Below are 14,501 nucleotides of genomic sequence, written 5' to 3'. Positions count from 1 at the left end.
AAGTTTCCAACTTGCCCATTTCGCAAGTTGGAAACTTGCGCCACTAATTTTGAGGAGATGACATTGTGCAGTACGATTTTGATCGCGTGATTGATCGGCGTAACACGGATTCGAGCAAGTGGGGTTTTAACGCGAGCACGTTCGGCGATGCCGACTTGCTTTCGATGTGGGTCGCGGATATGGATTTCGAGTCGCCCGCGCCGGTGATCGAGGCGCTCCACCAACGCGCCGCGCACGGCATCTTTGGATACCCGACGCGTCCCGCTTCGTACTTTGAAGCGATCATCGGTTGGATGAGCAAGCGCCATCAGTGGGAGATCAAGCGCGAATGGATTACCTGTGTGCCCGGCGTCGTGCCCGCGCTCGTGCTCGCGCTGCGCGCGTTGACGCAACCGGGCGACAAGGTCATCGTGCAACAACCGGTCTATCACCCGTTCGCGCATATCGTGCACAACAACGGTAGACAACTCGTCGTCAATCACCTCAAGTTGGCGAACGGTCGTTACGAGATGGATCACGATGAACTCGAACGACTGATTGATGCGCGCACCAAAGCGTTGATCCTGTGTAGTCCGCACAACCCGGTCGGGCGTGTGTGGACGCGCGCGGAACTTGAACGTCTCGGCGAAATTTGTGTGCGCCGCAATGTCGTGATTCTTTCGGACGAAATTCATCACGACCTGGTTTTCAAAGCGTTCAAGCACATTCCGACCGCGTGCATCTCGGATGCCATCGCGCAGAACACGCTCACGTTCATCGCGCCGAGCAAAACGTTCAACATACCTGGGTTGGGCGCGGCGGCGGTGATTACATCGAACCCGCGCCTGCGCGCGCAGTACAACGTCGAGGTCGAAAACGCGGCGCTGTTAGTCGGTAACGTTTTCGGCAACATCGCGTTGGAAGCGGCGTATCGCTACGGCGCCGAGTGGCTCGATCAATTGCTCGATTACCTTCAAGGCAACTTTGATTTTCTGATCGCGTTTCTGCGCGAACGCATTCCGCAGATCAAGGTGATTTGTCCAGAAGGCACGTATCTCGCGTGGCTCGACTGTCGCGCATTAGGTTTGAGCGATGCAGGTCTGCGCGATCTGTTCCGCAAACGCGCGAAACTCTTGCTGAACGACGGCGCGATGTTCGGCGCAGGCGGCGAAGGTTTTTATCGCATGAATCTCGGTTGTCCGCGCGCGGTGCTCGCCGAAGCGCTCGATCGCCTCGCCCGCGCAATCGAGACGGCGTAGGGGTGAAGCATTTGCATGAGACGATCGGTTTGGGCATGAAAAAACCGTGCGAAGGTTGACCGGCAATCCTATTTGATTTGTCGTCAAAACCTTCGCAAGGTTGAGTGTTCCAAAATTTTGGCGCACACCGGTCCCCGTAAATAAATTTGCGTGATTCATTCATCCGTGCTATAATCGCCCCCGTTCTCTGGCAAGAGAAGCATTTTGCAATCATTGCTTTCAAGGAAGGTGTGAAATGGATGTCGTAACCGCAGTTGGTAAACATGAACCGAATCCGCATATTCCACAGCTCGCGCCGGGCGACCGCGTGCGTGTGCACACGCGCATCGTCGAAGGCGACCGTGAACGTATCCAGGTTTTTATTGGCACCGTGATGCGTCTCCGCAAGGGCAAGACTGTGAATGCGAGTTTTACCGTTCGGCGCATCGCCTCGCACGGCATCGGTGTGGAGCGAACGTTCCTCCTCGCCTCGCCGCGTGTGGAAAAAGTGGAATTGCAGGGACACACACACGTGCGCCGCGCGCAATTGTATTATCTGCGCGGGCGTCACGGTAAAGCCGCTCGGCTCCGCGAAAAGCGAACCGTCGAAGCGCCGAAAACGGCAGCCGCAGCACAACCAGCCGAAGCGTAATCAAGATACCGCAAAACTCACGAGCGTGGGGTTTGCGGTGTTTTGTTTTCCGGAGGTACGATGTCCGATTGGCTCACCCACCTGCGCGAGGATTTGATCGCGATCACGACGACCGCCGCGCGTGAACACTGGAGCGGACCGACGCACGACGCGCCACCGTACTTTAACTATCGGTTCGAACACGTGCGCCAGGTTGAACGCGATGCGCTCAGCTTGCTCGAAACAGTGGGCGGCGACGAAGAGGTGGTGCTCGCATCCGTGTGGTTGCACGATCGCTTCAAGCCCCAGTATGGCGGCGATCATCACGCATTGCGCGCCGCCGAGTGGGCGAGCGCGCATCTCGCGTCGTACAATTTTCCGGTAGACAAGATTGCGCGCGTGGAATTCGCGGTGGCGAATCATTCGAATCCGCCGCGCACGTTACCAGACAACGAGCACGACGCGCGCGTGTTGTGGGACGCGGACAAATTGTCCAAGATCGGTCCCTCGAATATGATCGCGTTTCTTCTCGGTGCATCGGCTTTTCCACACAAGCCGAACACGTATCCCAGCATCGCGCAGCGTTTGGTCGAGAGTCTGTCGCGCGATGAAACCGGGATAGACGCGTTTTATTTCGAGCCATCGCGCGCGTGGGCGAACGAACGCGTGTGCGCCAAGCGCGCGTTTTGCGCCGCGCTCTTGCGCGAACTTGAACCGCGATGAGCGACCTGGTTCGTTTGCTGCGCGGCACGGACCGCCGCTCGATTGGCGAATCGAATCGGGTCGTCGCGGCGGTGCTCAAAAATCCACGCGCGTTCGACGCGGTGTTCAACGCGATGTTGAGCGACGACCCAGTTTTACGAATGCGCGCCGCGGACGCGGTCGAAAAGATCACCGCGACGCGTCCCGATTTGCTGCGTCCGCACAAACGCACACTCCTCACGCGTGTGGCTCTGATCGAACAACAAGAAGTGCGCTGGCATGTCGCGCAGCTCATTTCGCGTTTGATCCTCACGCCGCGCGAACGTCGCGCGGCAATCGAAATTCTCGACACGTATTTCGGCGACAAGAGCAGTATCGTCAAAACGTTTGCAATGCAAGCCCTCGCGGACTTGGTTACCCAAGACGAAAAACTGCGCGCGCCGGTGATCGCGCGCTTGACCGAACTGGTGCGCACCGGCACACCCGCGATGAAAAGTCGCGGGAGGAAATTGTTGGCAATCCTCCGTAGTGAACGCTCGCTGTAGCGTTCACATTGGAACAGAACGGCGTCCGTTCCCTACGAGAATGACAAAACCCACTCCCTCACTCAAATTTGAAAACGTGCTCTGGTCGTGCGGACTTGTGCACATTGCCGGGTTGGACGAAGTTGGACGGGGCGCGTGGGCGGGTCCCGTCGTTGCCGGCGCGGTGATTCTGCCGCGCGACATTTCGCGCCGCGCGCTCCCCGGCGTGCGCGATTCCAAACTGCTCTCGCCGCGCCAACGCGCCGCGCTCGTCGCGCCGATTCGCGATCACGCATGCGCGTGCGCGACCGGTCTCGCGACGCGCGACGAGATTGACGAACTCGGCATCGTCCCTGCGACGCGCCTCGCGATGACGCGCGCGCTCGACGCGCTCGGACTCGCGCCGGACGCGTTGCTGATTGACGCGCTCGCGTTGCCAGCGCGCAACGAACCGCAGACCTCGATCATTCGCGGCGATCAACAATCGCTCTCGATCGCGTGCGCGTCCATTCTTGCCAAAGTGACGCGCGACGAAATGATGATCGCGCTCGACGCGCAAATTCCAGGGTACGGCTTCGCGCGGCACAAAGGGTACGGCACCGTACTGCATCGCGCCGCGCTCGCGACGCTCGGCGTGTCGCGCGAGCATCGGGTTAGTTTCGTGCCGGTGAATCGTAGAGCAAGTTTCTAACTTGCCAGTGAGAGGCAAATTGTAACTCAGCTCACCTGTCATTTCGAGCGAAGCGAGAAATCTCCGCCCGCGCTGGGCGAGATTTCTCCTCGCAAACGCTTCGCGGCTCGTCGAAATGACAACCTGAGTAGCAACGGCAAATTGGAAATTTGCCCTACCAAGCGTTTGACAATTTGCCGGTTTTTGGGATAATGCCCCTCAAACGCGCGCTCCGTAATTTGCGAATTTCATTTCAGAAAGGAAGAATATGCCTCGTAGAGCGGTTCCTCAAAAAGAGGAAACTAGAAGCGGCTTGCCCACCTGGGTCATCGCCGCGGGGATCGGCGTGGTCGTGGTGGTAGCAATGGTCGCATTGTTCATGATTCAAACACCGCAAGCCGCGTCCAAGCCCAGCGGCGGCGCGACCACTTCGAGCAGTCGCACCAAAGGCAACGCCGAAGCCAAAGTGGACTTTGTGGACTGGTCCGATTTTCAGTGACCATACTGTAGAGAATTCTCTGTCGGCGCGGGTCGCCGACTCGATGAAACGTACGTCAAAACCGGTAAAGCGAAATTCACGTACAAGTACTATCCGGTCGTAGACATGGCGTCGCGCAAAGTGCCCAACGAATCGTACTGGTCGGCGATGGCGGCGGAATGCGCGAACGAGCAAGGCAAGTTCTGGGAATATCACGACAAACTCTTCGATGAATGGCGCGGCGAGTACGTCGGCACCTATCTCAAACCGAACCTGAAAAAGTTCGCCGCCGATTTGAAACTCGACACGGAGAAATTCAACACCTGTGTAGATACCGAACGGACGCGCGCGGTAATTGACGCGGATGTCGCAGAAGCCAATCGCTTGGGCATCAACTCGACGCCGACGTTCTTTATCAACGGCAAGCAACTCCAAATCCGTTCGCTCGACGTGGGCGAGTTTTCACGCACGTTCGATCTGTTCCTCAAATAAAATCACGTTGCCGACTGAATGCGCCGGCGTGTCCGCGATGTGGGCGCGCGGGCGCATTCGTTTTATAGAGATGAAGATGCGGAAAAATCTACCCTGGATCGCCGGCATCGGCGCGGTGGTCGCGATTCTCATGCTCCTCTTTTCGTGTGACCTGGGTCAATTGCTCGCGTGGACACGTCCGCCGGCGCAAACCGACCCCGTTAAAACTCGGGGTAATCCCAATGCCGCCGTCACGATGATCGAAGTATCCGACTTTCAGTGACCGTACTGCGGGCGATTCGCTTTCGACGCGGGACGTCGAATTGAACAGAATTACGTCAGCACCGGCAAAGTCAAATTTGTATACCAGCACATGGCGATTCTCGGCGCGGAATCCGAATGGTCGGCGGTCGCATCGGAATGCGCGGGCGAGCAGTCCAAGTTCTGGGAATATCACGACAAATTATTTCAGAGTCAGAGCGGCGAGAATCGCGGCGCGTTCGCGAAAGCCAACTTGAAACGGTTCGCGGTTGAACTGGGTCTCGACGCGCCGAAATTCAACGCGTGTCTCGACGCGGACAAGTATCTCGCCAAAGTGCGCGCGGAAACTGCCGCCGCCCAAAAACTCGGTTTCACTGGCACGCCCTCGTTCACGATCAACGGACAACAGGTCGTCGGCGCACAGCCGTACGAACAATTCGAACGAATCATCAATGTCTTTTTGAAGAAATGAGCCAATGACCAATGAACCAATCTGCCACAGTACATCACAGATTTGAGTGTCATTTCGAGCGAAGCGAGAAATCGCTCCTTGTTGCGCCGAGATTTCTCGGTCGCTCCGCTCCCTCGAAATGACAATTGTGAGGTACTGTGCCAAACTGAATCGTTGGCTCATTGGATTATTGGCAATCAGCCATTAACCTTCAGCAATTATGCGCGCTCTGTTCCTCAAAGCATATCGCGATTTGACTAAACGCCGTTTGCGTTCGCTCCTCACGATTGGCGCGATTGCAATCGGCGTTGCTGGTATGGTCGCGATTGTTTCGACCGCGCAAAACCTCACGCGCGCGCAAGCCGCCGCGTATCTGAACGCCTCGCAAGCCGACATCACTTTCTGGGTCTGGGACGCGCCGCCCGCCGCCGCGCGCGCGCTCGAAGAAATTCCAAATGTGGCGGCGGCGGAACTGCGGAACAACACGTTTGCCAAGTGCAAATGGAATGGCGCGTTCCGCGATGTCTATCTCATCGGCGTCAACTTTACCGAGACGCGCGTCAATCAAATTCGTCTGCTCGATCGCGTCCCGAACGTTGGCGAGTTCGTCGCGGAGACGAGCGTGCGTAATCTGTTTCCGCTTGCCGTCGGCGATACGATTTCGTGCCGCGCCGGCGATGGCTCGCAGCGCGCGCTCACGCTCGCCGGGTTCGCGCAAAGCCCGAATTATCCGACCGCGATCATTCTCGATTTCGCGACCGTGTACGCGAATCGTACGGACGTGGCGCGCTTGCTGGGCATCGGCGGCGCGAACGAGGCGCTCATCAAAGTGAACGACATTGGTAAAGCGCGCGAGACCGCCGAAACCGTGGTGCGTTTGCTCGACCGGCGCGGCATCAGCCACAACGCGCCGACGGTTCGCGATCCGCAAAATTATCTCGGCAAGCGCGAACTCGACGCGCTCTTCGTTCTGCTTTCCGTTTTTTCCGGCGTCGGTTTGGTGACGAGCGGCTTTCTCGTCGCGAACACGCTCGCCGCGATGACGACGGAACAGGTCGGCGAAATCGGCACGGTCAAAGCGATTGGCGGGACGCGTTGGCAGGTGCTCACCATTTACCTGATCGCGTCGGCGATGTACGGCGTCATCGGTACGCTCATCGGTATCGCGCTCGGCGCGCTCGCAAGTTGGCGATTGCTCGCGTACATCGGCGCGCTGCTCAACCTCGAAAGTAATTTTGTCGCGTCGCCCGAAGGCATCGCGCTCGGCGCGGGCGTCGGCATCGGCGTGACGATTCTTGCCGGGTTGATTCCCTCGCTTGCGGCGACCGGCATTCGCGTCAAAGACGCGCTCGACGCGTACGGCATTACCTCGACGTATGGACGCGGGTGGAGTGATCGCCTGGTGCAAAAACTCGTCGCGTTGCCGCCGCTCGCCGCGATGTCGTTGCGAAATCTCGCGCGACGCAAAGCGCGTTCGCTCGTGACGACGCTCGTCATCGCGGTCGCGGTTGCCGCGTCACTGTCCGCGCAAACCACGAGTGCGTCGGTGGACGCGGCGATTGACGGATTGTTCACGACGTTTCACGCGGACGCATGGGCGTGGCTCAATCAATGGGTCGGATCGAATTTCGCCGCGAATTTTCGCGCGCAAGAGGGCGTGCGCGCGGCGGAAGTCTGGTCGCTCACCGATGGTTGGGCGGAGACGAGTCGCGTGCGGGTCTGGGGCTTGCCCGCGGACACGCAACTCTACGCGCCGCGTTTGGTCGCCGGACGCTGGCTCAACGCGGACGATTACGATGCGGTCATTGCGTCCACCGACCTCGCGCGGGAACGTCATTTGCAAATTGACGATACACTCGAAATCGAAATTGGCGAAGCGCGGCGCGCATTTCGCATTGTCGGCATCGTGATTGACAACAGTATTTTTCTCGGCAGTCGCGTTGCGGGCAAGGTATTTCTTTCGGAGAAAGTCGTCGAAAAGATGCAAGACCGCGAGGGTTGGGCAACATTTTTCGCGCTTGGTTTTGACGCGTCTGATCCGGCGACGGTCGAGAAACGCTTGGGCGAACTCTCGACGCGGTTCAAGCAATATCAGATGGGGAGCGGCTCGGCGTATCGCGAGACGCGCGCGGCGAAAGAACAGACGCGCATCTTGACGCTCGCGCTGTACGCGATGTCGTTGATTATCGGCGCGCTCGGCGCGCTCGGTGTGGTGAACACGTTGACGTTGAACGTGCTCGAACGTCGCCGCGAGATCGGTGTCTTGCGTTCGATGGGCGCGGAAGACAAAAATCTCGTCCAGGTTTTTTTAACCGAAGGGATTGCAATGGGGCTGGGTGGTTGGATGCTTGGGTTGTTGATCGGTTATCCGCTCGGGCAACTGTTACTCAACTTGATGCAAGCTGTGCTCTTTCACATTGATTACATTTTTACGCCGACGATGATGCTGGCAAGTTTGGCGTTCGCGCTGATTCTCGCGATGATCGCGAGTCTCGCGCCCGCGCTTGCCGCCGCGCGTATGCGCGTGGGGCAGGTGTTGCGGTATGAGTGAGTCTTGGGACGCGGATGGACGCGGATGGACGCGGATTGAAAAAATATATCGTCCGCGTTTATCCGCGTTTGTCCGTGTCCAAATTCTTTTTGCATTGTTGTTTCTCGCCGCGTGTCAATCGTCCGCGACGCCAGCGCCCACGCCCACGCCGCCGCTGGCGATTCAAGCCGGGATCGCCGGCATCGTGTTCGACGAGCGCGCGGTCTTGCTCGATCAACGCGCGGAGCCGTTCTTCAAGGTCATGCTCGTGGACGACGCGGAAATTATCGGCGGGGATAATCAACCGATCAGTCTGCTCGATTTACGGAGCGGGGATGTGGTGCGGCTCGAAGGACACGCGACCGCGCCGGATACGTTTCGCGCGCAACGCGTCGTCGTGATTCGCGCGCTCGCCGCGTTGCCAACGCGCGCGCCGACTTCGATCTACACATCAACGCCGAGCGCAACGCCGCGCGCGTCGGCAACGCCAACGATCACGCCGCCGATTCCGGCGGGCGACCGGCTGCCTCTCCCCGGCACGTTGTTCATCGCGGATAGTGGCAACAACCGCGTGATCGAAGTGACGAACGAGCGGCGAGTCGTGTGGACAAGCGCGGACAACGCGCCGGACGATGTGATGCTGACGCCGACTGGCAAGTCGTTGATCGTGAATCACGCGCGTTTTAGTCAGATTGCGGAGATTGACTTGGCGTCGCGCGCGGTAACGTGGTCGTTCGGTGCGTGGGGCATTGCCGCGCCGGATGATACGCATCTCAACACACCGACAAGCGCGCATCGCGTATCAGATGGCTTGACCTTGGTGGCGGATACGCGCAACTGTCGCATCGTCGCGATCTCGCCGGAGAAACGCATCGTCGCGCAGATGGGCAAGACCGGGCAATGCGGCAGCGACCCAGGTTTGCTCGATCAACCGGTCGGGGTGAGTCCACTGCCGAATGGACGCGTGCTCGTGACCGAAGCAGGGAATCGCCGCGTGAGCGAGATGGATTCGCAAGGCAAGGTGTATCGCACGATCACGTTGCCGAATGTCGCGTATCCGTCGGAGGCGCATTTGACGCGCGCGGGGAATGTGCTGATTGCGGCGTATGAAAAGCCAGGTCGCGTGTTTGAGATTGCGTGGAACGGCAAAGTGATGTGGGAATTTTTTCCGCGCGCCGAAAGCGAGTGGTTGGATCGCCCGTCGCATCCGCTCGAATTGCCGAATGGCAATATCGCGTTCAGCGACGATCTCAATCACCGTGTCGTGATTATCAATCGCGCGGGACGCGTGTTGTGGCAGTACGGCGTGCGCGGCGTCGCGGGTACCGCGCTCGGTTACCTCAATACGCCACGCGGTTTGGATTTTCGCGCGATGCCGATTCCCGCTGCAACGTTCACCGCGCTTGTGCCAACCGGCACACCCGCGACGCGGTAAACTATTTTTAGCCATGCCCTTAAGGGCGTGGCTACTTGAGGGCGCGATTGAGGGTGTCAAATCGTAAAATCGTCCACGTGCCAACCATCTCGCTCGTACGCGAAGGGCATGCTCACACTCGCGTGTCCGGTGACGACGCGTTCAAGTGCGTCCATTCGCGACATGAGCGAAATCACCGACGCGCCGATCATGTCGGGCAACACATTGTGGTTGAGGTCGGGCGTGTCCAAGCCACGCGGTCGGTTCCGCATGACCGGCTGACCGGGCACGCCGACGACGACAGATTCCGGCGGCACTGATTTGACGACGACCGCGTTCGCGCCGATGCGCGAATTCGCGCCAATCGTAATCGCGCCAAGAATTTTCGCGCCGGTGCCGACCACGACGTTATTCTCCAACGTCGGATGCCGTTTCCCCTTGTTCAAACTTGTGCCGCCGAGTGTGACGCCGTGATACAACGTTACGTCGTCGCCCACTTCGGCGGTTTCGCCGATGACGACCCCCATGCCATGATCAATGAAAAAACGATTGCCGATGGTCGCGCCCGGATGAATTTCGATGCCGGTCAACCCGCGCGCGAGTTGCGAGACCCAGCGTCCCAGCAATTTGAAATTGCGTTTCCACAACCAATGTGAAATACGATGCGCCCAGAGCGCGTGCAAGCCCGGGTAGAGCAACACGACCTCGAACCAACCGCGCGCGGCGGGATCGCGATTGAGGACTGATTGAATGTCCGCGTGAATGGTTTTGAACATAGCCACCTTCATAAGTCCACCGCAGAAACCAGGTTTCTCTGAGAAACCTGGTTTCTTGTGGATTCTCCGACAAACTGCTAATCCGCCAAATTCGAAAACAGCGCGGTGCTGAGATAGCGTTCGCCGAAGGACGGAATGATGACGACGATGAGCTTGCCCGCGTTCTCCGCGCGTTTGGCGACCTGGATTGCCGCCCACGTCGCCGCGCCGGACGAGATGCCGACGAGCAATCCTTCTTCTTTCGCCATGCGCCGCGCGATGTCGAACGCGTCGTCGTTCTTGACGCGAATGATCTCGTCGTAGATTTGCGTGTTGAGCACCGCTGGCACAAAACCCGCGCCGATGCCTTGAATCGGGTGCGGTCCCTTTTGCCCGCCCGAGAGTATGGGCGACGCGTCCGGCTCGACCGCGATCACTTTGAACGACGGCTTGCGCGACTTGATGACTTCGCCGACGCCGGTGATCGTGCCGCCCGTGCCGATGCCCGAAACGAGAATGTCCACCTTGCCGTCCGTGTCGCGCCAGATTTCTTCGGCGGTCGTCTGGCGATGAATTTCCGGGTTCGCCGGATTCTTGAATTGTTGCGGCATAAAATAACGCGGGTCGCTTGCGACGAGGTCCTCGGCGCGTTTGATCGCGCCCGCCATGCCTTCGCTTCCCGGCGTTAGAATCACCTCCGCGCCGTACGCACGCAACAATATGCGGCGCTCTTTGCTCACGGTTTCCGGCATCGTCATCACGCTTTTGTAGCCGCGCGCGGCGCAGACCATTGCCAAGCCAATGCCGGTGTTGCCGCTCGTCGGCTCGACGATGATCGTGTCCTGGTTGATCTTGCCCGCTTGTTCCGCTGCATCAATCATCGAAGCGCCGATGCGATCCTTGACGCTGTGCGCCGGATTGTAGAACTCAAGCTTGGCGGCGATAGTCGCCACCGCGCCGTTGGTCACGCGATTCAAGCGCACGAGTGGCGTGTTGCCGATCAGTTCAGTGACATTGTTCGCGATTTTCATGTTCCCTCCTTGGGAGTTGGATTGTGTGGGCAAAATAAAAAACCGAGCGCGTGCTCGGTCTTTTTCGATGAGCGATGCGCCTCCGTACAGGTTGGTTCTGCGGAGGCAGGTGAGCCGTTCGGTCAAGCGTTGCGGTCAACGCGATAAAGCCCAGTCGCGGCTAGCGCCTCCGCCTGGGACATAAGCAAGTAATTCGAAAAGCTATTGATTCAAGCGAATCCACTTTTTTCACCGCCATAGTGGAATTATATCTCACGCGAATCCCGTGTCAATAGCCCGGCTAAAATTTTGACGTAATATTTATACAATGTCTGGTGTGTCAGAACACCGGTCAGATCGAGCGTTAAAAAAACAAAAAATTGCCGTAACTACTCAGCCAACCCACATTTACGCCGATGAAAAAACAAATTTATCCGCGAATAACGCGAATTGCGCGAATAAGAAGAAAAAATTAGCGAAGATTCGCGTAATTCGCGGATAAAGGAACGTTGGCTGAGTAGCTACAAATTGCCGAGTATTATTGCATTCGATAGTGTTTTGTGATATTCTCTCGCCCGCTCTCGTGTTCGGTTATCAATCGGTACCCAGTACTCTCCTGGCAACCAACCCAATGGGGAGAATGCTAAGGCGCCCCGGTTTAACGATCTTTTTGTATTTGCGGAGGTATCCAACCACTCTTTAGTTCAGATGCATGAGAGAATAATTCGCGCGCATGGTATTGGACACTACCAAGCGCGGTCATAAAATAGAGGGCGTCGTTGTGACGACCGCCCATATCGAGCGGACGGAACAATCCACACGGTTGTACCACGCACGACGGGCAGTTGCCATTGGTCTAGCCTTGACAGAGGTGTAAAAATCCCGGGGGCTGGTTTCTGTTTTTCAAGATAGAGAGGATGCCGATTTGAAAAACACATCTGACAGTTTGGTGGATGTCCGAGTGCCCACACGTCTCCTGCGTCCGCGCGACATCGAATTCATCGAAAATGCGCTGCGCAAGATTGGCGCGTTCGGCGAAGTACACCTCGTGGTCGAACGCGGCAGAATTCGCTATGTCCGCACGATCAAGAGCGAATCTATTGACGAACCCAAAATCCAACCCAGTGTTGTCGAATCGTAGTGTGGTGGTTGTTGTACAGCAGGACGTACTAACCAGTTTTTTGCGCTAGAGAGAAATCCAGATAGGTCTTCAGTAATTGTGGTAGATGTGAGACCTGTTAGGTTTTCAAAACCTGACAGGTCTGCCGTCAACGCAACCGGAATTTGCTCTAGCATCACTTCGATTGCCATGTTCACGCGCAGGTTTCCCGCCGACTGATCTCTTGATTTGCCGGAGCGGCGGAGCGCGCTCAAAAAATTCCACTTTTGCGGAGATGTCATTGAGTCGCTTGCTTTTGTACATGCATCGTCAAGCCGTCAGTGTGCCGCGCTATTTGCTCGAACAAACCGTTCTCACCCTATTCGGTTGGATTCCAACGGTGCTCGGAATTGGAATTCGCGCGGTGTTCTATCGTTTGATTTTGCGGATGGACGGCGTCAGCGCGATCGAGAACGGCGTGCGAATTCGCTTTGCCAGTGACTTGCGTTTGGGTTCCGGCGTCTATATTGACGAAGGCGTTTATTTGCACGCGTGTCCGCGCGGGATCGAAATCGGCGCGAACAGTTACGTCATGCACCACGCCGAACTGCACGTCTACAATTTTCGCGGTTTGCCGAACGCCGGCATTCGCATCGGCAAAAATTGTCTCATCAGCGAGTTCAACGTTCTGCGCGGGCAGGGCGGCATCACGATTGGCGATAACGTCTACACCGCGCCGCTCGCGCAACTCCTCGCGGTCAATCACGTTTATAACGATCCCGCGCGTCCAATCATCGAGCAAGGCATCACCGCGCAAGGCATCGTCGTCGAAGACGATTGTTGGATCGGCGCGGGCGCGATCATTCTTGATGGTGTGCGCCTCGGGCGCGGCGCAGTCGTCGCCGCCGGCGCGGTCGTGACGCGCGATGTGCCTCCGCATACGCTCGTCGGCGGCGTGCCGGCGCGCATCCTCAAGACGATTACCGGCGATGAGCCGTTGCCAAACATTCCAATTTACGCCGGGGCAGAAACCGCGGCTTGATCGGAGAAACTATGACTACATTATCGGTTGTTATTCCAGCATACAACGAAGAGGATGGGATTGACCGCGTGATCAAACGCGTGCTCGGCGCGCGCGACGCGCTCAAGCGTGCTGGCGCGGATCTCGAATTTATCATCGTGGACGACGGCTCGCGCGACCAAACTGCCGCGCGCATCAGCGCGTATCCCGATGTGCACTTGATTCGTCATCCGAAAAATCGCGGGTATGGCGCGGCGATCAAGACCGGCTTTCGTCACGCGTGCGGCGAGTATCTGGCGTTCCTCGATGCGGACGCGACGTATCCGCCGGAGAATTTGCCCGACCTGACGCGCGCGGCAATCGAGCAGGGCGGCGACATGGTGGTCGCCTCGCGGATGAGCGGCGCGAAGAGCGAGATGCCGTTGACGCGACGCGTGGGCAACCTGGCGTTTTCGATGTTGCTCAGTTTGATTGGCAACCAACGCGTGCGCGATACCGCGTCCGGGATGCGCGTGATTCGGCGCAGCAAACTCGAATCGCTCTATCCGTTGCCGGATGGTTTGCAATTTACGCCCGCGATGAGCACGCGCGCCTTGCACGAAAATCTTAAGGTGATCGAAGTGCCCGTGCCGTACGCCGAACGCGTCGGTCGTTCGAAACTGTCCGTCGTGCGCGACGGCTTTCGCTTTACGAACGCGATTGTGTGGACGGCGCTCGCGTACAACCCCGTTCGGATCCTCGGTTTGATCGCGCTGGCGATGATCGCGCTCGCGGGACTCGTCGCGCTGTACACGATTGGTTTGCGTGCGAGTGGCGTGACGACGTTGAACCCGTGGCAATTGTATCTCATTTTTGGCGCGGTGCTGTTTAGCATCGCCGGCATCAGTTTGTTTACGCTCGGCGCGATGTTCAACTATCTCGTCGCGCTGTTTCACAAGAAACCGGTTCGGCAGGGCTTGTTCGGCAAGCCGCTGTTCAAGACGCCGCTCGAATATCAGTTCGGTTGGATGGGCGTGGTCGCGGCGCTCGGCGGCGCGGCGATTGGCGCGGGCGCGCTGGTGTTGAGTCTGCAAGGGTGGGACATTGCGCGGTTGTGGTTGTATTTGTTGGTTGCCGCCGCATTTAGCATCATCGGCATTCAGTTGAGTGTGTCGTGGATCGTGATGCGCGTGCTCGACGAACTCGCGCAACGCGACGCGTTCGCGCAACGCGATTTGGCAGAAGATGCGTAGGGCAAATTTCCAATTTGCCTCTCACAAGTATAAAG

Annotated in this window: 15 protein-coding genes and 1 pseudogene; 14 read left to right on the top strand and 2 right to left on the bottom strand. The window is 58.0% G+C overall.

The genetic code is table 11. The annotated features are described in order from the left end of the window. Positions 1 to 65 precede the first annotated feature (65 nt). The 11 genes and pseudogenes from HY868_09845 to HY868_09795 all read left to right on the top strand — a co-directional run bounded on the left by HY868_09845 (position 66) and on the right by HY868_09795 (position 9,370). Positions 66 to 1,238, top strand: coding sequence for a putative C-S lyase (locus HY868_09845; GenBank protein ID MBI5302429.1), 1,173 nt, complete (start codon positions 66 to 68; stop codon positions 1,236 to 1,238). 235 nt (positions 1,239 to 1,473) lie between these two features. After that, entirely contained in the window at positions 1,474 to 1,869 is a 396-nt protein-coding gene (gene rplS, locus HY868_09840) for a 50S ribosomal protein L19 (GenBank protein MBI5302428.1), read from the top strand. Positions 1,870 to 1,929: 60 nt separating this feature from the next. Continuing rightward, positions 1,930 to 2,571 carry an HD domain-containing protein gene (locus tag HY868_09835; protein ID MBI5302427.1) on the top strand — a complete coding sequence of 214 codons (642 nt, stop codon included), beginning with the start codon at positions 1,930 to 1,932 and terminating at the stop codon, positions 2,569 to 2,571. Continuing rightward, positions 2,568 to 3,095, top strand: a complete 528-nt coding sequence (locus tag HY868_09830) for a hypothetical protein (protein ID MBI5302426.1) — start codon at positions 2,568 to 2,570, stop codon at positions 3,093 to 3,095. Before HY868_09835 ends, HY868_09830 begins: the two co-directional genes overlap by 4 nt. A 40-nt stretch (positions 3,096 to 3,135) precedes the next feature. Next, positions 3,136 to 3,765: a ribonuclease HII gene (locus HY868_09825; protein ID MBI5302425.1), complete on the top strand. Its 630-nt coding sequence runs from the start codon at positions 3,136 to 3,138 to the stop codon at positions 3,763 to 3,765. Positions 3,766 to 4,012: 247 nt separating this feature from the next. Beyond that, positions 4,013 to 4,243 carry a hypothetical protein gene (locus HY868_09820; GenBank protein ID MBI5302424.1) on the top strand — a complete coding sequence of 77 codons (231 nt, stop codon included), beginning with the start codon at positions 4,013 to 4,015 and terminating at the stop codon, positions 4,241 to 4,243. A 3-nt stretch (positions 4,244 to 4,246) separates the two neighbouring features. Further along, positions 4,247 to 4,714: pseudogene (locus tag HY868_09815) on the top strand (thioredoxin domain-containing protein). 7 nt (positions 4,715 to 4,721) lie between these two features. Next, positions 4,722 to 4,976 carry a hypothetical protein gene (locus tag HY868_09810; GenBank protein MBI5302423.1) on the top strand — a complete coding sequence of 85 codons (255 nt, stop codon included), beginning with the start codon at positions 4,722 to 4,724 and terminating at the stop codon, positions 4,974 to 4,976. A gap of 39 nt (positions 4,977 to 5,015) precedes the next feature. Then, positions 5,016 to 5,426, top strand: coding sequence for a thioredoxin domain-containing protein (locus HY868_09805; protein ID MBI5302422.1), 411 nt, complete (start codon positions 5,016 to 5,018; stop codon positions 5,424 to 5,426). A 199-nt stretch (positions 5,427 to 5,625) separates the two neighbouring features. Next, the gene (locus HY868_09800; GenBank protein MBI5302421.1) at positions 5,626 to 7,956 is read left to right on the top strand and encodes an ABC transporter permease; all 2,331 of its coding nucleotides are present in this window, start codon (positions 5,626 to 5,628) and stop codon (positions 7,954 to 7,956) included. Further along, on the top strand, positions 7,949 to 9,370 hold the full coding sequence (locus HY868_09795; protein MBI5302420.1) for a hypothetical protein: 1,422 nt from the start codon (positions 7,949 to 7,951) through the stop codon (positions 9,368 to 9,370). The genes HY868_09800 and HY868_09795 overlap by 8 nt, the downstream gene beginning before the upstream one ends. A gap of 56 nt (positions 9,371 to 9,426) precedes the next feature. Here HY868_09795 and cysE read toward each other — a convergent pair whose 3' ends face one another. After that, on the bottom strand, positions 9,427 to 10,125 hold the full coding sequence (gene cysE / locus HY868_09790; protein MBI5302419.1) for a serine O-acetyltransferase: 699 nt from the start codon (positions 10,123 to 10,125) through the stop codon (positions 9,427 to 9,429). A 77-nt stretch (positions 10,126 to 10,202) separates the two neighbouring features. Next, entirely contained in the window at positions 10,203 to 11,135 is a 933-nt protein-coding gene (gene cysK, locus HY868_09785; protein MBI5302418.1) for a cysteine synthase A, read from the bottom strand. 940 nt (positions 11,136 to 12,075) lie between these two features. On the opposite strand from cysK, the gene HY868_09780 reads away from it, so the two are divergent. The 3 genes from HY868_09780 (at position 12,076) to HY868_09770 (ending at position 14,466) form a co-directional block, all read left to right on the top strand. After that, complete coding sequence (locus HY868_09780; protein ID MBI5302417.1) at positions 12,076 to 12,255, top strand: hypothetical protein; 180 nt, start codon at positions 12,076 to 12,078, stop codon at positions 12,253 to 12,255. A gap of 280 nt (positions 12,256 to 12,535) precedes the next feature. Continuing rightward, positions 12,536 to 13,255, top strand: coding sequence for an acyltransferase (locus HY868_09775; protein MBI5302416.1), 720 nt, complete (start codon positions 12,536 to 12,538; stop codon positions 13,253 to 13,255). An 11-nt stretch (positions 13,256 to 13,266) separates the two neighbouring features. After that, on the top strand, positions 13,267 to 14,466 hold the full coding sequence (locus HY868_09770; protein ID MBI5302415.1) for a glycosyltransferase family 2 protein: 1,200 nt from the start codon (positions 13,267 to 13,269) through the stop codon (positions 14,464 to 14,466). Positions 14,467 to 14,501 lie beyond the last annotated feature (35 nt).

It is taken from the genome of Chloroflexota bacterium (assembly GCA_016219275.1).
GTDB lineage: Bacteria > Chloroflexota > Anaerolineae > UBA4142 > UBA4142 > JACRBM01.
Note: the sequence above shows the minus strand (reverse complement) of the source record. Positions and strands in the feature narration are given on the sequence as shown.

What these genes read in the sequence shown, in the direction of transcription:
- HY868_09800 (MBI5302421.1), top strand. Translation starts at nt 5,626, where the DNA reads ATGCGCGCTCTGTTCCTCAAAGCATATCGCGATTTGACTAAACGCCGT.
- HY868_09795 (MBI5302420.1), top strand. Translation starts at nt 7,949, where the DNA reads ATGAGTGAGTCTTGGGACGCGGATGGACGCGGATGGACGCGGATTGAA.
- HY868_09770 (MBI5302415.1), top strand. Translation starts at nt 13,267, where the DNA reads ATGACTACATTATCGGTTGTTATTCCAGCATACAACGAAGAGGATGGG.
- HY868_09775 (MBI5302416.1), top strand. Translation starts at nt 12,536, where the DNA reads ATGCATCGTCAAGCCGTCAGTGTGCCGCGCTATTTGCTCGAACAAACC.
- rplS (MBI5302428.1), top strand. Translation starts at nt 1,474, where the DNA reads ATGGATGTCGTAACCGCAGTTGGTAAACATGAACCGAATCCGCATATT.
- HY868_09830 (MBI5302426.1), top strand. Translation starts at nt 2,568, where the DNA reads ATGAGCGACCTGGTTCGTTTGCTGCGCGGCACGGACCGCCGCTCGATT.
- cysE (MBI5302419.1), bottom strand. Translation starts at nt 10,125, where the DNA reads ATGTTCAAAACCATTCACGCGGACATTCAATCAGTCCTCAATCGCGAT.
- cysK (MBI5302418.1), bottom strand. Translation starts at nt 11,135, where the DNA reads ATGAAAATCGCGAACAATGTCACTGAACTGATCGGCAACACGCCACTC.
- HY868_09825 (MBI5302425.1), top strand. Translation starts at nt 3,136, where the DNA reads ATGACAAAACCCACTCCCTCACTCAAATTTGAAAACGTGCTCTGGTCG.
- HY868_09820 (MBI5302424.1), top strand. Translation starts at nt 4,013, where the DNA reads ATGCCTCGTAGAGCGGTTCCTCAAAAAGAGGAAACTAGAAGCGGCTTG.
- HY868_09835 (MBI5302427.1), top strand. Translation starts at nt 1,930, where the DNA reads ATGTCCGATTGGCTCACCCACCTGCGCGAGGATTTGATCGCGATCACG.